This window comes from Ktedonobacter sp. SOSP1-85, from assembly GCF_016587415.1.
Lineage (GTDB): Bacteria > Chloroflexota > Ktedonobacteria > Ktedonobacterales > Ktedonobacteraceae > Ktedonobacter.
In genome coordinates this window covers 1,474,756-1,493,386 of the sequence record NZ_BNJI01000001.1, presented here as the reverse complement: position 1 = coordinate 1,493,386, position 18,631 = coordinate 1,474,756, and the positions used below count along the sequence as shown (strand labels likewise).

The following is an 18,631-nucleotide window of genomic DNA, read 5'->3' as shown; positions in this document are numbered from 1 at the left end:
CACGTGACTAGCGCTTCCCCCTTTCGGGGACAAGCGCGCTCAGGTTTTCGGAGAAGAAGTAAATCCATTATTGCTGGGCATGTACCATACCTTGTATCCCGATCAGCACGGCTGTTACAGTATGTTGAGGTGGGTGCGCCTACTTATAACAGAAGTAGAGCATGTGTGATCTGGTAGCGTTGTTGTGGCATGATGTATGTGGACTTTTTTGTCTGCAGTGCAATAATGAGAAGTAAAAGAGAGAATGATGGATAACGAGCAAGATACACAAAACTCCGGGTCGAGCAATAATACCTTTCCGCTGCACTTTGTCAGCCGCGAGGAGATGCGCGAGCCTGATCCGGCGGATGGACAGGCCTGGACTGACCGCGGCAATAATGCCGCGGCCAACGAAGACTATGAGACCGCCGCGGAATGCTTTGAGCGTGCCGTGGCGGCTGATCCTGAGGATGCGCGTGCGCGTTACAATCTCGCCCTGGCACAGCAGTATCTCGGCGATACAGAGCTGGCCATTGCCGGGTATCGTCGAGCGATTGATCTTGATCCAAACCTGATCGATTCCTACATCAATCTGGGCAATCTTTATGGCGAGATTGGCATGTATGAGGAGTCACTGGAGACGTTCCAGCAGGGCCTGGAGCTGGACCCCCAGAGCGACGAACTCTATTTGAGCGTAGGTGATACCTACAGGTTGCAAAACCTCTATCGTGATGCTATTCAGGCCTATCGGCAGGCCCTGATGCTCAATCCAGATAATACGCTGGCGGCTGACAATCTGCGTGACGTGCGCGAGCGCGTGAATGACCAGTACCGGCGTATGATGGAGCAGGAGCACCGCATCGATGAGGATCCCGCCGATCCCACGCGCTATGCGGAACTGGCAAGTATTCAGCTTGATATGCATCGCTATGACGAGGCGCTTTCGCTGGCCAATCAGATGATCGCGCTTGATCCCCAGGGGCGTGCTGGCTACGATATGCTCGCGGCAGTGTACGAACAGATGGGTGATGCCGAGCAGGCGGCAGAGATCTATCAGCGTATCGCGAACCAGTACCCAGAGGATCCCGACGTATGGGAGAAACTGGGTTTCTGGCGCTCCTTACAAGACCGTACAAATGAGGCTATCGTCGCATATGAGCGTGCGGTCGAGCTGGATGCGCAGCGCACAACGGCACGCTTCAGCCTGGCGGAGGCCTACCTGGAGGCGGATCGCTATGCCGATGCGCTCCCCATCTACCAGAACATGGTGGATACAGGCGAGGGGCTGTTGCAGGATGATGATCTCGCAGCTGCCTTCGCGGGCCTGGCAGAGGCCTACAACTCACTGGGGCGTCATGATGAGGCGATGCGCGTATCTCATCAGTTGCTGGAGCGCTTTGAGGACGACCCTGAAGGGTACTATCAGCTCGCTGTGGCCTATGATGGTTTGAATCGCCCCAATGATGCGATTGAAAACTATCTCAACGCCATTGATGCCGATCCGTTGAATGCCGATTACTATAACGACCTGGCAGACACCCTGCTGACGGAGAAGCGCTACGACGAGGCCCTGGAGTATGCGCAGCAAGCCATCGCCATGGACCCCTCGCTCACAGTAGCCTATGAGACGCTGGCCCAGGTCTATGACGCACTTGGACGCGGCGACGAGGCTGAGGAGGCCCGCATCCAGGCCCGGGAACTACGTTCCGCGACCGGGGCCTAGCGGTTCCAAACAATAAAAGAAATGAAGCCTCCTGAAAGCCGTATGCTTCCAGGAGGCTTCATTTCTTTTACCCAGGCGCGAGGTTAGAGGTTAGCCTCGATTGCGGTGCTGAACTCCTCCAGAGTTTCCAGGCGATACTGGAGATGTTCGTAGACCAGCTCTCGTGTTTGAGGCGAGGTCGCGCGAAGCAGCTCTTCGCGCAGATTAGTGAGCAACTCCAGACGGAAGGCTAACGTGCGTGGGATAAGCTGCTGCGCCGCGAGGCTGCTGAGTAGATTATGGAAATCATCAGGTTTGGGCAGCCCCATTGCGGTCACGAAGACGCTACAGATGTAGAGGTAGTTCTCGATTGCCTGCTGGAGGTAGCGCTCGGCCAGTCCATAGAGGCGATGATCGTTTAAGAATGTCTCGCGTGGTTCGGCCTGCAAGTTACGTAGAATGCGGATAGCCTCCCTAAGTTTTGCGAGTGGTGGACGGATAAGTTCAGGATCGACAGGCTGGCGTGCGGGGCCACGTAAGCGACGACTAAGCGCTTGATTCTGTATCTCATCAAATTTCTTAAAGTCGAGGTAGGCCATGACGGCGCGCGACTCGAAGAGGATTCGCTGGCGCTCATCGCGGCTGAAGAGGATCTGACCATATTTGATGATCTGAGACTTTAAGAGGAGAGAAGCCTTGTTGAGAATGACGACATCTATACTCTCGGACTCCAGGCGTTTGGCCAACTCGCTGAAGAAGTAGAGCTGGTAGTCGAGAAACTGATCGGCTTTGACCTGGTCCATGAGCAGAATGGCGATATCAACATCACTAAGCTGACCAAAGGAGGCGCGATTGGAGAGCGAACCCGTCAGGTAGGCGGCATTAACGGGATTCTGCGCAAAGAGCTGAGTCAATTGAGTCTGTTTTTCGAATAAGTTCATCAACGATCTCCAAGTTTCATCCGGGGACCTGTCTCAGGTCGTTGGCGAACACGGCAGGGCGGCTTTTTTAATGAAATCCTTGAACTCTCTGAACTCTTCATTGTTAATTGTAAGGGAGTTTTCTTTACTTAAAATATACCATAAAAAAGGCGCTTTGGGGGATATATGCCAGGAAGAAATACTCTGGATGAAGGAAGATCGATGGGGCGATGTGGAGAGGAATGGGTAGAAGGTTGGGGCTAACCTTCTACCCATTCCTCTCCAGTGGTGGCGACCTCTTTTTTCCAGATAGGAACGCTGGCTTTGAGCGTATCGATGATATAGCGGCAGGCATCGAAGGCTTCGGCGCGGTGAGGGCTGGCGACGACGATAATCACGCTGGCCTCTCCGATTTCCAGGCGTCCAAAGCGATGTGCGACGGCGACACGCTCGACTCCCCAGCGCTGTTCTGCCTCAGCAATAATCTCCTGAATGCGTTGGCGTGCCATCTCTTCATAGGCCTCATATTCCAGGTGGCGTACCTGTTTTCCGCGCGCATGGTCGCGTACAACCCCTTCGAAGACGACGATGCCGCCTACGCTGGGATGGCTGACCGCGGCAACAAGCGCGTCACGCTCAAGGGGCGCATGGGTTAGTTGGATAATAGGCTCCATATATCTCTCCTGACGTCTCTGATGGATTGTTTACGACGCGCCATTGTCTTGTGGCTCGCTCCCGCCACCCATAGGCGGAATAAAGACCAGCTCGTCGTTCTCATGCAATGCTGTCTCCGGCGGGACATAGGCGCGATTGAGCGCGCAGAGGCAGCGCTCCAGGATGTCCTGTAAACGCGGATAGCGCGTCACCAGGTTTTTTTTGATCTCAGCGATGCTCGTTCCATCGGCCATATCCAGTAGCTCGTCGCTCTGGCCTGTAACCTCGCGTAAGGAGGCAAAATAGCGAATGCGAATTTTCATGGCTCACAGTATAGCACAAAATAAGGTAAGGTGTGTGCGTGGAAAACGGCCCGCATGGCCGTTTTCCACGCACACACCTTACCCCTCGGCTCGCGTAGCAAGCCGAGACAAACACCAGAGGAGATGAAGGATGACTTTCTGCTAGAAATGGTGATGTTTGTTCTGCTATGAGACGTAGTATATATAAATTGAAAGAACCAGCCTGATAGAATAGTAGCAATCTACAAGCAACAACTGTTTTTAGTAGGAAATGTTTGGCTATTTCCCTCAATTTCTCTTGCCAGAACGTAGAAAATCTGGTAAATATAGTGAATGGCAGCAAATAGAAATATTTGAGAAATTGTAGGCCATCGCCCGACACCTCTGTCAAAGTACTTTCCTCCGCGAAAAGGAGTACACCATGGTTCAATTTCTTGTGAAGCGGCTCATTGGATTTCTCTTCGTCGTTCTCTGCGTCTCGTTTATTACCTTCATTCTAGGTTATCTTGCTCCTGGCGACCCCATCCGGGCACTGTTGGGTCAGCACCAGGATCCCGTTCTTTATGCGGCCTTAAGACATCAGTATGGCCTGGATCAGCCTTGGTACCAGCAGTATTGGCGCTTTTTGACTGGCGCCGTTCACCTGGACTTTGGGTATTCTTACCATACCCAGGGACGCCCCGTCTCTGAACTGATTCTTCAGGGTATCCCCTACTCGTCTGAATTGGGCTTCTGGGGGACTGTACTTACCCTGGTGCTTGGTATTCCTGTTGGTATCGTCAGCGCCTTGAAGGCCAATAAATGGGTTGATACCCTATTGATGAGTATCGCCCTGGTATGCTGGGCATTGCCAACGTTTATTGTTGCCATTTTCGCCCAGGTAGGCATTGTCTGGTTCGACAAATGGACTGGTGCCCAGTGGCCGGTGGCAAACTGGGGCCAACTCTGGCAGTACGGGCCTGATGACATCAAGTATAAGCTTTTCCCCATTCTCATTTTCGCGCTTGTTGGTTTTGCGTTCTATTCACGTTACGCGCGTACGACGCTCCTGGAGACCCTGCGCCAGGATTATGTGCGTACCGCTCGTGCGAAGGGCCTGGCTGAGCGTGTCGTCGTTTATCGTCACGCCTTCCGCAATGCTCTCATTCCGCTGGTGACCTCGATTGGCCTGGCCTTTGGCCTGGTTATTGCTGGTACATTCTTTATTGAGCAGATCTTCAATATCCCTGGTGTGGCCTCAACTGGCTTGCAGGCCATTAACGACCGTGATTATCCTGTCATTCAAGCTTCAGTGTTGCTGGTTGCGGCCTGTGTCGTTCTGGGCAACCTCATCTCTGACTTGCTCTACACCGTCGTTGATCCACGCATTAAACTCGATTAGTGAAGGATCAGACGCGTACCTGAAATGTCAGGTACAGAGAGAGGCTCTCACTCCCTGACGTATATGTTAGGGAGCGAGGGCCTCTCTTGTTTCCTGATTTTGGCGTATGACGCGCCTAGCGTGCGCTTCTGAGGGCCAGTTCTGTCAGGGTGCGGACACCGAAGCCTGTGCCGCCTTTCTCCATGTTTTTGGCGTTCTCAGAGAAGGCTGTGCCTGCAATATCCAGGTGCGCCCACTTCGCGCCGTTGCCCACAAAATGTTCGAGGATCTTGGCCGCCGTCACAGAGGAGGCGCCGCGACCACCTGTCTGTTTGACGTCAGCGATATCGCTCTTGACCAGTTCGCCATATTCCTCGTCGAGGGGCATGGCCCAGTATTTCTCACCTACGGCCTGGCCTGCCGCAATGATCTCCTGCTGTAGACCCTCATCATTGCTGAAGAGGCCCGACATGACGTTACCGAGCGCAACGACGATACCACCTGTGAGCGTTGCCAGGTCGATGATTGGTGAATGACCTTCCTGTGAAGCATAGGAGAGCGCATCGGCCAGGATGAGGCGCCCCTCGGCATCGGTATTGAGAATCTCAATAGTTTTGCCGTTCATGAGACGTAATACGTCGCCTGGACGGAAGGCGCTTCCACTGGGCATATTTTCGCAGGTGGGCACGAAGGCCGTGACATTGGTTTTTGGCTTGAGCGCGGCGATGGCCTGCATGGCACCGATAGCGGCGGCGGCACCACCCATGTCGCTCTTCATCGTCTCCATGCTGCCAGCGGGCTTAAGGGAGAGGCCACCACTATCGAAGGTGATGCCCTTGCCGACGAAGGCCAGACCCTTCTCCTGGCTCTCAGGGGCGCCACGGTAGCGCAGAATGATGAAGTGTGGTGGTTCGACACTGCCCTGGGTGACTCCAAGGATGCCACCCATGCCTAGAGATTCAATCTTCGCCTGGTCGAAGATCTCGCACTCCAGGCCGTATTGTTGCGCCATGGCGCTGGCCCGGTTGGCAAGCTCGGTGGGGGTCAGGACGCGTGGAGGCTCGTTGACGAGATCGCGGGCAAAGTTGGTGGCTTCCGCGAAGATCTTGCCCTTCTGCACGCCCTCTTCGACGGCAGCTTTATTACTCTCGGAGGTTTGTAGTTGAACGTCTTTGAGCTTGCGCTCTCCGTTCTGATTCTGCTGGTACTTGCGGAACGCGTAGGCACCGAGGAAAAGACCCTCGGTCAGGGCCTGCGCGGCCTCTGAGACCGCGGAACCCTCTGCAAGGGCCAGGGTCGCGCTGCGGGCATTGGTGCTATGCAGGTGACGGACGATGCTGGCGCCAATTTTGCGTAGCGCCTGTGGCTCGACCTTCTCTGCTGCGCCAAGACCAACAACCAGGATGCGCTTAGCTGCTAGCTTCCCCAGCGTGTGGATGGAGAGCAGTTCACCCGTGTTGCCCTTGAACTCTTCGTTTGTGCCACATTCGCTAATGACGCCACCCAGGGCCTGGTCAATGGCCTGTCCGGAGGAGGAGAGCTGGATGCCCTTTGCCTCACCAGTGGCACGCGTGGCCGTGATGACGAGGACATCGCTTGAGATTTTGTTTAAGGATTGGGTTGTTACAAGAAGATCCATACAAACACCTTCTAGGAACCTTCTCGTCGCTTGATACGGGTTCTGGCTCCTGGTTCGCAAGACGAGAAGATTGCCTTCTCTGCTATCGCTACTGTTCAAGGCTGAATCGGGCGATAGAGGACAAATAAACACCGCGGCTAAGATTGTCGCGTATGTATGGGATGGGTACACTCTGTATGATATTGCAGTTTGCCAGCTTTCCGCAAGGTCAAAGCGCTTATTTTTACTATAGACTATCTCTTCAGGGAAGCAGTCGCTCAACAATTTCAAGCAGCTGGCGTGGCTTGAAAGGCTTGGTCAGGTACTCTGTGCATCCGATTTCGCGGGCAGCCTCTCCTTCGTCATGTAAGGCGTAGGCAGTAACCGCGATAATGGGTATCTGCTGCATGTCGGGCCGAGAGCGTATGAGCTGGGTAGTACGATAGCCATCCAGCACGGGCATGGAGAGATCAGTCAGGATAAGATCGGCGTGTTCACGATCAAGAATGGAGAGGGCCTCGCGTCCATTGGAGGCCGAGATACAACGATAGCCACGCGTCGATAACACGCGTTCAATCAAGATGCGGTTTGAGATCTCATTTTCAATAATGAGGATGGTACGTTGTGGTGTGGCTGGTGGCGTACTTTTAAACATCACTATCTACCTCTCCTGATGTGTAGTCTGTCAATGGTTTTTGTCTGGTTCTGATTTTACGCCAATGGGCGCTGCGCTTCGGGTGTGTGTGTAGACGGGCTAACGGATGCGGCGACGGGCAAGGTAAAGGCAAAGGTTGATCCTCGGCCAGGAATGCTCTCGACGGCTATTTCCCCGCCCTGTAACTCGATCAGTTTTCGCGCAATGGTCAGGCCCAGGCCAGTACCGCCAAAGCGGCGCGTTGTACTTCCATCGGCCTGGCGAAACGCTTCAAAGATATATCCCAGGGCGGCTGGCGAGATGCCAATACCGGTGTCATGCACCGAGATCAGGACCTGGGCGCGTTCGGGCATATGCTGGCAATGGATCGTCACGCCCCCTTTTTCGGTAAACTTTAAGGCATTTGAAACCAGGTTGAGTACGATCTGGCGCAGGCGATGGCTGTCCGCAAGCACTTTGGGAACCTGGGGGTCGCACTCCAGGTTAAGGTACAGGTCTTTATTGAGCGCCATGGGCTTGAGTTGATTGACGACTTCGCTCAGGCTAACGTTCAGCTCAAGGGCCTCCGGCTTCATCTCGATGCGGTCGGCCTCAATTTTTGAGAGGTCAAGCATATCGTCGACCAGGTGTGAGAGGTCTTCGGCGCGCCGGACCATAAATTGAATGTGTTCTTCCTGCTCTGAGCTTAGCTCACCCTCGACATAGCCTTCCAGCAGTAGGGCGCCATAGCTAATAATACTATGCAGGGGCGTGCGTAATTCATGTGTCACATTGGCCAGAAATTGTGACTTTAAGTGATTTGCCTGTTCCAGGGCTGAGTTTTTCTCCTTGAGTTCGGAGAAGAGCAGCGTATTCTGGATGGCCATTGAAGCCTGAATAGAGGCTGAGCTGAGCAGGAAGGTTTCGTGGTTACGAATAGGCCGTGGCTCCTGCGCATAGAGCATTATTGCGCCAATTGCCTGATCCTGGAGCAAGAGCGGGACCGCGATCACAGAATGGTACCCCATCTCAAGCGCCAGCTCGGCCCAGTGCTCCTGGCTCTCCTGGTAGACGAGTGTGACATCCTCGCCATAGGTGATTTTCTGACTCTGGATAACCAGGTGTGCCAGGAGCATATCCAGCTCGCGCAGGGCTGAGCCTGGAATGGGAGTCCGGCTTGCCTCTATTCCCCCTGATGAGGGGAACGGAGACGCGAAAGCGCTATTGGTGTTGGTCTCTGGCATGTTATATGCTATGCTACCACGCGCGGGCAAGGCGGCCATCTTTGTTGTGACGGCAAGCGTAATATCGCGATTTGGGTCGGCGTAGACGCTAATATTTTTGGCCTGGGCAAAGCGTATGCCATTGAATGGAGTCACGCCTGCGCTAGCTTGTGCCCGTGCACCGTTCTCTGTTGTTGGGCGCTCCCAGTGGGCAACAGCCCAGGGCACAGGCATCTCACGGCCATAGAGCAGCAACGCGATATGGGTAGACTGCATGATGGTTCCCAGGCGTGAGACAATCTCACCAAGGAGTGGCTCAAGATGGAGTGTCGAAATAAAAGCATCATTCATGAGCAGGAGGTGGTTCATTTGCTCGACGATGGCTTGATTTTCATGTGCTAGCGACTGGGTAAGCTGACTGGAGGCATGTTCTGCTTCTAATGCATCATGTGGACTTGAGGGTGGAGCTGATGTTGGTCGTTGTTCATTTATTAACTTTGTCTTGAATAATCTTGATAGAAAACGCATGCGACCCCTTCTAACACCGTGAAAAGTAAGGAGAGGACGGGGTGCCAGCTCGTCCTCCCCTTACCACGTGTACGCAAACTTGCACACACGAAGCTCCAGGAAGGTGCGCGTGCAGACCCCATGGGGAAAAGGTCTCACGGAAAAGTAGATGTACGCTACAAGCTGCTCGTCGAGGTGGATCTGCTTGCTCACGCACACCCCGCTCTCCATCCCAGGCCTATGTATTATAACGTATAAGAACGCAAATAGTTATCACTTTTAAGGTCAAATTTCTGTTTCTACAGAAATTCGTTGAAAATAGTAATTAAAGAGGGTGAAAAACGTAAAAAAACAGAAAAATCTCTTTTGCAGGTTTGCACGTTTCAAGATAACGTCAGCCTTTCCCTTCAGGAATCTTGTTTTGCCAAATGCAGGAAGGAAAGAAACCAAAGAGAATGTAGGGCTCCCGGACGTCGAAAACAATCCATTTAGATGAAGTGGCTCAGTACGGGCGTCCATAGATAAATGCCAATGAGGAGGCCTGCGAGGAAGGAGAGAAAGAGTGCCCCAAGAAACAGCAGCAAGGTGAGTGGACGGCCTTGTTGGGTCCCAGGTTTCATGGAATGCTGTGGTTGTAAGTGGGAAGGTGTGATGGGTTGCAGAGGGCGGATGCCTGGTGGGAGCGCGACTTTATCGGTATTGACCTCGCGCTCATCGTTGGCTCGTCGTGTTGTGACAGAAGGGATGTGGTCGCGCCCTCCCTGTAAGGCGACGAGGTGTGGACGCCCTGCCCTGGCGAAGCGAGGGAGAGACGTTGCGGTAGTATTTTGCTGCTGTGTATGTGAAGATGCGTATGCGCCACTGGACACCTGGCGGGAGGGCGAGGTGAAGATGTGTGCATAGAGTGAGGCATCTGGTGCGACGCGCGGGATGCGGGCAAGTAGAGTATCAAAATAGCGAAAATCCGCAAGTGCCTCACTACAGGAGCGGCAATATTGAAGGTGGCAGGTTATCTGTTGATAGATATCGGCTGCGAGCTGTGCGTCAAGGTAGGGGCTAAGAAGTTCCTTGACCTGCTCGCATTTCATTTTGCCGCTCCTCCCTGTTCCAAGGACCGATAATGCTCTCGAAAGGACTGACGCGCGCGCGATAGGTACATTTTAACGCCGCTCTCAGCGATGTTGAGGGTGTGTGCGATCTCGCTATAGGAGAACCCCTCCTGTGTATAGAGGATGAGGGCCGCCCTATATTGTTGAGGCATACGGCGAAGCGCGGCACGTACCAGCTCAGTGGTGCCATAAATTTCCTGTGGATCCGCGCTCTCAACATCGGCTGGTTCATGATCGAGATCTTGCCAGGGTAACCAGGCAATCAACTTGCGACGACGGAGCGCATCATAAGCGGTATTCGTCGCGATACGATAGAGCCAGGCCGACAATTTGAGATTAGAATCCATTTTAGGAAGGGCGCGAAAGGCCTTCAAGAACGTGTCTTGCGTTAGATCGTCAGCCTGTTCGCGGTCACCCACTAAATGATAGACATAGTTATAAATAGCTGTCTTATATTCGTCGTAGATTTGCTCAAAGGACCAAGTACATTCCTTTGTTTCCACCCGGGCCATGCGTTGTTATCCCTTCGATGGCTACAAATTATCACCTTGTCCGTTCCAAGCAAGAGATAAGCATCCATAAATGGGCAACATAACACGACCAGGTGCGTACACCTGTCGGGATGGCTTCATCCTTCTGTCTAGTGGAACGGACAACTACTGCAATCAGTAACATGTTTAAAGTCGTCTTAAGAGACTTGCAGTTATGCTATGTTTCGTCTATCATGGTAGCATACTTTAGGGTATTTCCTGCTATTTTGGCATGATGGTGTAGTACTATTGGGCGGACAGTGTTTACTTACTTTCCCCTCTCGTTACATTAAGGGAGCTTTTAGGCTTTTGCCAAAGCAGAGCCTGGTGGTGTATTTAGAGGGCGTATGTTCCCTCTTTTCGATACCCGGCAACTCTCCCTGGTGTCTAGTGTCCAGCTAATATCTTGAAGGAGGCTTGTGTCCTCATTATGAAGAGTCAAATCCAGCGCCAACAGATACGGACAGTCTGGTGGGAGGAGGATGAGCAGGGGGCTGCTGTCTGCCTGGTGGATCAGAGTCGCTTACCGTTGCAGGTGAATGTACTGCGTTTGCGCCATGAGCATGAGGTGGCCGAGGCGATTGTATCCTTAAAGGTGCGGGGCGCGCCTGCAATTGGGGTGACGGCGGCTTTAGGGATGGCGCTGGCGGCTCAACGCCTGTGGCGTGAGCAGGGTGAGCGCATGCCCTTACATGAGGCCTATGCTGCATTGGGCAAGGCCACGCGACTCCTGGGGGCAACGCGCCCGACCGCTGTCAATCTCTTTTGGGCGCTGGAACGCATGCAGGATTGCGCTCGGCGTGCTTCTGATGAGCTACAGGTCGAGACCCTGCGGCAACTAGCTCAATTGTTACAGCAGGAGGCGCTCCAGATTGCGGATGAGGATGCGGCCTCTTGCAAACGTATGGGCGAGCTGGGTGCGCAATTTATTCAGGATGGGGATACGCTGCTAACGCATTGCAATGCAGGCGCCCTGGCAACCAGCGGTATGGGATCGGGGCTTGCACCTATCTATATTGCGCAGCAACAAGGCAAGCATGTGCATGTGTTTGTGGATGAAACCCGGCCCGTGTTGCAGGGGGCACGTCTGACGGCCTGGGAATTGCAGCAAGCGGGGGTTCCTTTAACGTTGATTACTGACAATATGGCGGGCCATTTTATGCGGCATGGGGGGATCAAGGCGGTCTTTGTCGGGGCTGATCGTATCGCCGCGAACGGGGATGTGGCAAATAAAATAGGCACATATAGCGTGGCTGTCCTGGCTCATGCCCATCACATTCCGTTCTACGTCGTCGCGCCCTTCTCGACGGTTGATTTGACGCTTGCATCCGGTGAACTGATCCCGATTGAGCAGAGGAATGCGGAAGAGGTTACGAGCATACGCGGCGAGCGGGTGGCGCCCTGGGACGTCACGGTTGCTAATCCCGCGTTTGATGTTACTCCTCATGAATATATAACGGCGCTCATTACTGATTGCGGTGTGGCGCGCGCTCCCTTTACAACTTCACTGCGGGAAATGATGTCCAGCAAGTCCGAGTAAGAACCGGGTGGCACATGCGCTCTTTTCCGCGAACATGAGCAATGATAATACTGCTGCATGCCAGCAGGTACAGCGTATCTTCCCACCTGGGAAGCATAGATCAGAGCACAATCAAAGGCGATACATAAATTGACTATAGGGAGGTTCTGCTGATGGAAACCGATATTGTACATGCGACCGCGCAGTATGTGGAAGAGGTGTTGGGGAGTGAGGGATTGCGCTATGCCAGCGCGGTAGTCGCTAATTGTAAAATGCTCGCCCTCCAGTTGGAGGTACAAGAAGATGCTGCGCCTATCGATATGGAGGCGCTGGTTGTATCGGCATATTTGCATGACATCTCTAACGTTGCGCATGGCTTTGCGGATCACCATCGCAAGTCAGCGGATATGGCTCTCTCTTTCTTGCAGCGCGAACAGGCTCCTGATGCCCTGACGCAAAAGGTGGAACAGATCATTCTAACGCACACTTTGCAGACGAGCGATACCCATCCGGACGTTCCTGTGGAGGCTCGTCTTCTCTATGATGCCGACAAATTGGGGCGTTTGAGTGGGTTGGCGGTTGTAACCTCGCTAATTGAGTTTGGCGCGCGCTATCCCAATCGCGCGGTGAATGGCGATGTCCTGGCTGCGGTCTTGCGGCATGTTGAAGAGCGCTTTATTGAACTCTACCAGTCCTTGCAGACTGACCCAGCCCGTGACATGGCGCAGGAGAAGTTTCACCGCACACTGGCCTTTCTCGATGGTGTGATTGAGCACTTGAGTGATGCTACGCCTGTATAGAAAAACGTGGTACAATCCCCTCTGATGAAGAAAACTCTTTTGGAGGCTGTAAGTAGTGTCGATTCTTGTTGTGGGTTCTGTGGCCTTAGATGCTATTGAGACCCCTTTTCAGAAAGCCGATCGCGTCCTGGGTGGCGCGGCTTCCTTTTTCGCGACGGCGGCATCGCTCTATGACGAAGTCAACCTGGTCGCTATCGTTGGCAGTGATTTTCCCCGCGAGCATTTAGAATTCTGGCAACGCCATCGTATTGATCTCCGTGGCTTGCAGATACAGGAGGGCAAGACGTTTTCCTGGGGTGGGCGCTATCACCTGGATATGAACCATCGCGATACGCTCTACACTGAACTGGGTGTGTACGCGGATTTCCACCCGGTCGTTCCAGAGACCTATCGCCAGAGCCCCCTGCTTTTCCTGGCAAACATCCAGCCCTCCCTGCAATTGGAGGTTTTAGAACAGGCACCCAATGCGCGCCTGACCGTGCTAGATACGATGGAGCTATGGATTACGACCGCGCGCCAGGAGTTGACCGAGATCATCAAGCGCGTCGATGTCCTGCTTATGAGTGAGGAAGAGGTACGCCAGTATACTGAGCAGGCGAGCATCCTTGCGGGCGCACGCCAGTTGCTGGATATGGGCTTGAAATACCTGGTGGTGAAATTGGGAAGCTATGGCGCGCTCCTCTTTGGCGCGGATGCAACCTACTTTAGCGCTCCAGCCTATCCTCTCGAAGAGGTCATCGATCCAACTGGCGCAGGCGATGCCTTTGCGGGCGGCCTTCTTGGCTATCTCTCTACGGTTGAGCCTGGTTCCAATGGTGCCTATAGCACGGAAGATATGAAGCGTGCAGTGGTCCATGGCAACATTATCGGCTCCTTTGCGTGTAGTGACTTTAGTATCAATGGTCTGCGCGAATTGTCGATAGCGGATATCGAGCAGCGTTATAACGAGCTTGTGGCCTATTCGCATTTTGATCCACACTGGAACGTGCGCTAAGAACCTGTACCTGGCTCTCTGCCAATCGAAGCGATTTGTTGTACAATACTATTCAGTTTTGCTGTTGTTTAAGAAGGGAACAATTATAGAATGGCTATTTCAACGCGTGGTGATGTAAAGGATCTTTCGCTGGCTGCTCGCGGTAAGGACCGCATTGAGTGGGCCGCGGAAGATATGCCTGTACTGCGCCTGATCCGCGAGCGCTTTATCAAAGATCAGCCGCTGAAAGGCGTGCGCATGTCTGGCTGCTTGCATATCACAACTGAGACCGCGAATCTGGCGATTACGCTTAAGGCTGGTGGTGCCGACCTGGTACTATGCGCCTCCAACCCGCTTTCGACACAGGATGATGTCGCGGCCGCCCTGGTAAGCGAGTACGGTATTCCCACCTATGCTATCAAGGGTGAGGATGAGGAGACCTACTATCGCCACATCAATGCGGCGCTTGATCACAAGCCGAATATGACTATGGATGATGGTTGTGACCTTGTCTCGATCCTGCACACCTCGCGTAGCGAGCTGGTAGAAAATGTGGTCGCGGGCCTGGAAGAGACAACTACGGGCGTCATTCGCCTGAAGAGCATGGAAAAGGCCGAGGTGCTGCGCTTCCCCGTGCTGGCCGTCAATGACTCTGATACCAAGCATATGTTCGACAACCGCTATGGTACGGGCCAGAGCACACTGGATGCCATTATTCGCTCGACCAACAGGCTGCTCGCGGGTCGTACCCTGGTCGTCTTTGGTTATGGCTGGTGCGGTCGCGGTGTCGCGTCGCGTGGTCATGGCTTGGGCGCGAACGTGGTCGTCTGCGAAGTCGATCCTACACGCGCGCTTGAGGCCGTCATGGATGGCTACCGCGTCATGCCTGGGGTCGAGGCCGCCGCGATCGGTGACATCCTCGTGACGGTCACCGGAGACATTAACGTGATCGACCAGGATCACCTGGAGCATATGAAGAACGGCGCGTTGATTGCAAACTCTGGCCACTTCAATGATGAGATTAACATCCCCGCGCTAGAGAAGCTGGCGACCAACAAGCGCCGCGTACGTGACTTCGTTGATGAGTACACCTACAGCGATGGCCGCCGCGTTTATCTATTGGCTGAGGGTCGCCTCGTTAACCTCTCTGCCGCCGAGGGTCATCCTGCGAGCGTGATGGATATGAGCTTTGCCAACCAGGCCCTTGGTGCTGAGTATATGCTCAAGCTTGCCAAGGACCTTGAGCCTCGCGTCTACACCATCCCGGCTGATATCGACAAAGAGATCGCCCGGTTGAAGCTCCAGTCAATGGGGGTTCGCATCGACACGCTGACCCCTGAGCAGGAGAAGTATCTCAACTCCTGGGAGTCAGGCACCTAATCTCTACAGGTTCTTAAGGATATATCGTATGGGGTGTGGCGCGGGCAGATTGCCCGCGCCACACCCCATACCTTACCCCAAGGCGAGCTTGCGAGCTGAGGCAAGAGCTGGAAGAGTATTTGATGGTTCTACCTCTTGTATAGTTGACAATGGCTGAAGCTTTGACGTAGAATAAATTTAATAAAAAGCGTTCAGGCAGCATTCTGCTGAAGCGCTGTACTTCGAAAATGAAACAAAATACGCATGAGATCGCTCTCATCAAGAGAGGTGGAGGGACACGGCCCGACGAAGCCCGGCAACCCGCTTAACTTGTTTTGCAGTCATGAGTAATGAGGCAAGACGAGGGAGAAGGGTGCCAATTCCGGCGGACTTTTTATAGCCGCAAGATGAGGGGAATGAGCATAAATGCCATACCCCTGCTAAGCAAGGGTTTTTTTATGCCTACAATTCGCTAAGATCTTATTCCGAACCCCAACCCCCATTCGGGGGCGCAGCGCCACTCGCGTGACTAGCGCTTCCCCATTCGGGGACAAGCGCGCTCAGGGGTTTCGGAGAAGAAATAAGGCAAGAGAAAATATCCCGCGTCGCTCCTCGCGCCCACAGGCGTGACCCTGGTTGTATACCATTCCACCTGTTTCTGGCGTACGTTCATGTAGATGAACCTTGTTGTAAGAGAGGAAGGTGCCAACCTTTGAGTAATTTTATGGAGAGCCCAAAGTCGTTTTTTACCAGTGAGTCGGTCACAGAGGGGCACCCAGATAAATTGTGTGACCAGATTTCTGACGCCATCCTGGATGCGATTATCGCGCAGGATCCCCTGGCACGCGTAGCGTGTGAGACGGCAACGACGACTGGCCTGGTGTTGGTGGCGGGTGAGATCTCGACCTCCGCCTGGGTGGATATGCCTGCACTTGTAAGGAAAACAATCGAGCAAATCGGCTACATTAATGCAGACTATGGTTTCGATTATCGCACCTGTGGCGTCGTAACATCAATTGGCAAGCAGTCTCCCGACATTGATATGGGCGTGAGCGCATCGCTAGAGGCGCGCGATGTCCAGTTGCATCTCAGCGATGATGAACTGGAGCGCGTTGGCGCAGGCGACCAGGGCATGATGATTGGTTTCGCCTGTAACGAGACGCCTGAATATATGCCCATGCCAATCAGCCTGGCGCATAAGTTGACGCGCCAGCTTTCGCAGGTCCGTCGCAAGTCCTGGGGCGGCAATGGCCCGATGACCTATTTACGTCCGGACGGCAAGGCACAGGTCACCATCCAGTATGAGCATGGCAAGCCTGTGCGTGTAGATACTATCGTCGTTTCAACGCAGCATGCCGAATATGTGGATCGCGAACAGATTCAACAGGATGTGATCGATCATATTATCAAGCCGGTTATTCCTGAGCACCTGCTTGACTCAAAGACCAAGATCTTTGTGAACCCCACAGGGCGTTTTGTGCTGGGTGGACCGATGGGCGACGCTGGCCTGACGGGGCGTAAGATTATCGTGGACACCTATGGCGGCATGGCACGTCATGGTGGTGGTGCCTTCAGTGGCAAAGATCCCACGAAGGTCGACCGTTCGGCAGCCTATGCCGCGCGCCACATCGCAAAGAATATTGTTGCCGCTGGCCTGGCTGATCGCCTCGAACTCCAGGTCTCGTACGCCATCGGCGTCGCGCGTCCGCTCTCCCTCTTTGTCGAGACCTTTGGCACTGGCAAGGTATCGGACGAAGAGATCATTCGCCTGATCAATGAGCACTTCGACCTGCGCCCGGCGGGCATCATCCAGGACCTGCGCCTGCGTCGGCCCATTTATCAGCCTACCGCGGCCTTTGGCCACTTCGGGCGAACCGACATCGATGCGCCATGGGAAGAGCTAAACAAAGTCCCCATGCTGCGTAAGGGCGTTGGCGCCAACATCGAGAGCGACAAAGCTTTCTCCTAAGCTTTCTTGCACTTAAAAAGAAGGCGAGAGTGCCTACAGGTAATGGTCCTGTAGGCACTCTCGCCTTCTTTTCTTTTTGGTAAGAGAGAGTGGCCTGGCAAGTGGGCAGACGCCCACTTGCCAGGCCACTCTCTCTTACCTCCGAGCGCTACAGGCGCGAAGTAGGTGGGGTGAAAGCAACAACGCTTTGCTGAAATCGGATATAATATGATCTTGGTAGAGATTGCTACGCTCTACTGAAGGCAGCTATGTTGCAAGAAAGGAACCAATGGTATGGACTTTACACTCAACGACGAGCAGATAGCCATACGTGATACTTGTCGCGAATTCGCAGAGCAGGAGATTAAGCCGCGCGCGGAGGAGATGGACGCCACTGGCCAGTTCCCTTATGAACTGGTTGGCAAAATGGGGCAGCTGGGCCTGCTGGGACTGCCATTTCCTGAGGAGTATGGTGGCGCGGGCGCGGATTTTCTCTCGTACTGTCTAGCTATAGAGGAGATCTCACGTGGTGATGTCTCGGTGGGCATTACCATGGAGGCGCATACCTCGCTGGGCGCGACTCCGTTTTATCTCTTTGGCAGTGAGGAACAGAAGCAGCGCTATCTGCTCCCTCTCGCTACTGGTGAACGGCTCTGGGCCTTTGGCCTCACGGAGGCCGAGGCTGGCTCTGACTCGGGCGGAACGCGCACGCGTGCTGTGCTCAAGGAGGATGGCCAGTGGCATATCAATGGCTCCAAGGTCTTTATTACCAACGCTGGAACCAATATAACGGGCGGCGTGACGATTACGGCAGTGACGGGTCAACGTCCAGATGGGCGCAAGGAAATCACCAACTTGATTGTGCCAAAGGGTACGCCTGGCTATGTTATCGGGAATCCATATAAGAAGATGGGATGGAAGGCTTCGGATACCCGCCCGCTTTCTTTTGAGGAGTGCATGGTTCCCGAAGAGAATATCCTGGGGAAGCGTGGCGATGGCTTCAAACAATTTATGCAAATCCTGGATGCGGGGCGTGTCGCGATTGCGGCTCTCTCAGTTGGCCTGGCCCAGGCCTGCCTGGATGAGGCGCTGAGTTACGCCAGAGAGCGCAAGCAGTTTGGCAAGTCGATTAGTGCGTATCAGGCCATTCAGTTTAAGCTTGCCGACATGGATATGGAGATTGAACTGGCACGCCTGATGTACTATAAAGCCGCGTGGCTGCATATGCAAGGGAAGCCCTATCGGCGCGAGGCCTCAATGGCCAAGCTCTTTGCGTCCGAGACGGCCAAGCGTGCGGCAGACCAGGCGGTACAGATCCATGGTGGCTACGGCTTTATGGATGAATATCCTGTGTCGCGCTACTGGCGCAGCGTCAAGATCAACGAGATTGGCGAGGGGACAAGCGAGGTGCAGCGTATGCTGATTGCCAAGGAGCTTGGCTGCTAGCCAGGAGGCGTTATCTACCTGGAAGAGAAAACGCAAGATGGCCTCTCC

General features: G+C 54.0%; 16 protein-coding genes and 1 riboswitch. Of the genes, 8 read left to right on the top strand and 8 right to left on the bottom strand.

Features of this window, described 5'->3' with window-relative positions; all coding sequences use genetic code 11:
- The first annotated feature begins 244 nt into the window (after window positions 1–244).
- Window positions 245–1,702, top strand: a complete 1,458-nt coding sequence (locus KTE_RS06415; protein ID WP_236600306.1) for a lipopolysaccharide assembly protein LapB — start codon at window positions 245–247, stop codon at window positions 1,700–1,702.
- Between the two features lie 83 nt (window positions 1,703–1,785).
- Here the strand turns inward: KTE_RS06415 and KTE_RS06410 are convergent, their stop codons facing one another.
- From KTE_RS06410 to moaD, 3 genes are all read right to left on the bottom strand, one after another.
- Window positions 1,786–2,622 carry a HepT-like ribonuclease domain-containing protein gene (locus KTE_RS06410; protein WP_201379630.1) on the bottom strand — a complete coding sequence of 279 codons (837 nt, stop codon included), beginning with the start codon at window positions 2,620–2,622 and terminating at the stop codon, window positions 1,786–1,788.
- A 239-nt stretch (window positions 2,623–2,861) separates the two neighbouring features.
- Entirely contained in the window at window positions 2,862–3,275 is a 414-nt protein-coding gene (locus KTE_RS06405; RefSeq protein ID WP_201371442.1) for a molybdenum cofactor biosynthesis protein MoaE, read from the bottom strand.
- A 30-nt stretch (window positions 3,276–3,305) separates the two neighbouring features.
- Complete coding sequence (moaD, locus tag KTE_RS06400) at window positions 3,306–3,578, bottom strand: molybdopterin converting factor subunit 1 (RefSeq protein WP_201379629.1); 273 nt, start codon at window positions 3,576–3,578, stop codon at window positions 3,306–3,308.
- Between the two features lie 400 nt (window positions 3,579–3,978).
- Between moaD and KTE_RS06395 the strand changes: the two genes are divergently transcribed.
- Window positions 3,979–4,938, top strand: a complete 960-nt coding sequence (locus tag KTE_RS06395; RefSeq protein ID WP_201379628.1) for an ABC transporter permease — start codon at window positions 3,979–3,981, stop codon at window positions 4,936–4,938.
- A 115-nt stretch (window positions 4,939–5,053) separates the two neighbouring features.
- Here the strand turns inward: KTE_RS06395 and KTE_RS06390 are convergent, their stop codons facing one another.
- The 5 genes from KTE_RS06390 to KTE_RS06370 form a co-directional block, all read right to left on the bottom strand.
- Complete coding sequence (locus tag KTE_RS06390; protein ID WP_201379627.1) at window positions 5,054–6,556, bottom strand: leucyl aminopeptidase; 1,503 nt, start codon at window positions 6,554–6,556, stop codon at window positions 5,054–5,056.
- Window positions 6,557–6,797: 241 nt separating this feature from the next.
- Complete coding sequence (locus KTE_RS06385; protein ID WP_201379625.1) at window positions 6,798–7,190, bottom strand: response regulator; 393 nt, start codon at window positions 7,188–7,190, stop codon at window positions 6,798–6,800.
- Between the two features lie 56 nt (window positions 7,191–7,246).
- A complete protein-coding gene (locus KTE_RS06380) occupies window positions 7,247–8,920 on the bottom strand; it encodes a cell wall metabolism sensor histidine kinase WalK (protein WP_201379623.1) in 1,674 nt (557 codons plus the stop codon).
- A 467-nt stretch (window positions 8,921–9,387) separates the two neighbouring features.
- Window positions 9,388–9,987, bottom strand: coding sequence for an anti-sigma factor (locus KTE_RS06375; RefSeq protein WP_201379621.1), 600 nt, complete (start codon window positions 9,985–9,987; stop codon window positions 9,388–9,390).
- Window positions 9,984–10,520, bottom strand: coding sequence for an RNA polymerase sigma factor (locus KTE_RS06370; RefSeq protein WP_007906236.1), 537 nt, complete (start codon window positions 10,518–10,520; stop codon window positions 9,984–9,986). The genes KTE_RS06375 and KTE_RS06370 overlap by 4 nt, the downstream gene beginning before the upstream one ends.
- Window positions 10,521–10,968: 448 nt before the next feature.
- Between KTE_RS06370 and mtnA the strand changes: the two genes are divergently transcribed.
- The 6 genes from mtnA (at window position 10,969) to KTE_RS06340 (ending at window position 18,583) form a co-directional block, all read left to right on the top strand.
- Window positions 10,969–12,078, top strand: coding sequence for an S-methyl-5-thioribose-1-phosphate isomerase (mtnA, locus tag KTE_RS06365; protein ID WP_201379619.1), 1,110 nt, complete (start codon window positions 10,969–10,971; stop codon window positions 12,076–12,078).
- Between the two features lie 152 nt (window positions 12,079–12,230).
- Window positions 12,231–12,857 carry an HD domain-containing protein gene (locus tag KTE_RS06360; protein ID WP_201379617.1) on the top strand — a complete coding sequence of 209 codons (627 nt, stop codon included), beginning with the start codon at window positions 12,231–12,233 and terminating at the stop codon, window positions 12,855–12,857.
- A gap of 55 nt (window positions 12,858–12,912) precedes the next feature.
- The gene (locus KTE_RS06355) at window positions 12,913–13,851 is read left to right on the top strand and encodes a PfkB family carbohydrate kinase (RefSeq protein WP_201379615.1); all 939 of its coding nucleotides are present in this window, start codon (window positions 12,913–12,915) and stop codon (window positions 13,849–13,851) included.
- Window positions 13,852–13,941: 90 nt separating this feature from the next.
- Complete coding sequence (ahcY, locus tag KTE_RS06350; RefSeq protein ID WP_201371478.1) at window positions 13,942–15,210, top strand: adenosylhomocysteinase; 1,269 nt, start codon at window positions 13,942–13,944, stop codon at window positions 15,208–15,210.
- 252 nt (window positions 15,211–15,462) lie between these two features.
- Window positions 15,463–15,603: riboswitch (SAM riboswitch) on the top strand.
- A 310-nt stretch (window positions 15,604–15,913) separates the two neighbouring features.
- Entirely contained in the window at window positions 15,914–17,158 is a 1,245-nt protein-coding gene (metK, locus tag KTE_RS06345) for a methionine adenosyltransferase (protein WP_201372378.1), read from the top strand.
- Between the two features lie 273 nt (window positions 17,159–17,431).
- On the top strand, window positions 17,432–18,583 hold the full coding sequence (locus tag KTE_RS06340; protein WP_201379613.1) for an acyl-CoA dehydrogenase family protein: 1,152 nt from the start codon (window positions 17,432–17,434) through the stop codon (window positions 18,581–18,583).
- The last annotated feature ends 48 nt before the right edge of the window (window positions 18,584–18,631 follow it).

Coding starts and splice junctions, on each gene's coding strand:
- moaD (WP_201379629.1), bottom strand. CDS start 3,578: ATGAAAATTCGCATTCGCTATTTTGCCTCCTTACGCGAGGTTACAGGC.
- KTE_RS06380 (WP_201379623.1), bottom strand. CDS start 8,920: ATGCGTTTTCTATCAAGATTATTCAAGACAAAGTTAATAAATGAACAA.
- KTE_RS06340 (WP_201379613.1), top strand. CDS start 17,432: ATGGACTTTACACTCAACGACGAGCAGATAGCCATACGTGATACTTGT.
- metK (WP_201372378.1), top strand. CDS start 15,914: ATGGAGAGCCCAAAGTCGTTTTTTACCAGTGAGTCGGTCACAGAGGGG.
- KTE_RS06370 (WP_007906236.1), bottom strand. CDS start 10,520: ATGGCCCGGGTGGAAACAAAGGAATGTACTTGGTCCTTTGAGCAAATC.
- KTE_RS06360 (WP_201379617.1), top strand. CDS start 12,231: ATGGAAACCGATATTGTACATGCGACCGCGCAGTATGTGGAAGAGGTG.
- KTE_RS06395 (WP_201379628.1), top strand. CDS start 3,979: ATGGTTCAATTTCTTGTGAAGCGGCTCATTGGATTTCTCTTCGTCGTT.
- KTE_RS06405 (WP_201371442.1), bottom strand. CDS start 3,275: ATGGAGCCTATTATCCAACTAACCCATGCGCCCCTTGAGCGTGACGCG.
- KTE_RS06385 (WP_201379625.1), bottom strand. CDS start 7,190: ATGTTTAAAAGTACGCCACCAGCCACACCACAACGTACCATCCTCATT.
- ahcY (WP_201371478.1), top strand. CDS start 13,942: ATGGCTATTTCAACGCGTGGTGATGTAAAGGATCTTTCGCTGGCTGCT.
- KTE_RS06415 (WP_236600306.1), top strand. CDS start 245: ATGATGGATAACGAGCAAGATACACAAAACTCCGGGTCGAGCAATAAT.
- mtnA (WP_201379619.1), top strand. CDS start 10,969: ATGAAGAGTCAAATCCAGCGCCAACAGATACGGACAGTCTGGTGGGAG.
- KTE_RS06410 (WP_201379630.1), bottom strand. CDS start 2,622: ATGAACTTATTCGAAAAACAGACTCAATTGACTCAGCTCTTTGCGCAG.
- KTE_RS06390 (WP_201379627.1), bottom strand. CDS start 6,556: ATGGATCTTCTTGTAACAACCCAATCCTTAAACAAAATCTCAAGCGAT.
- KTE_RS06375 (WP_201379621.1), bottom strand. CDS start 9,987: ATGAAATGCGAGCAGGTCAAGGAACTTCTTAGCCCCTACCTTGACGCA.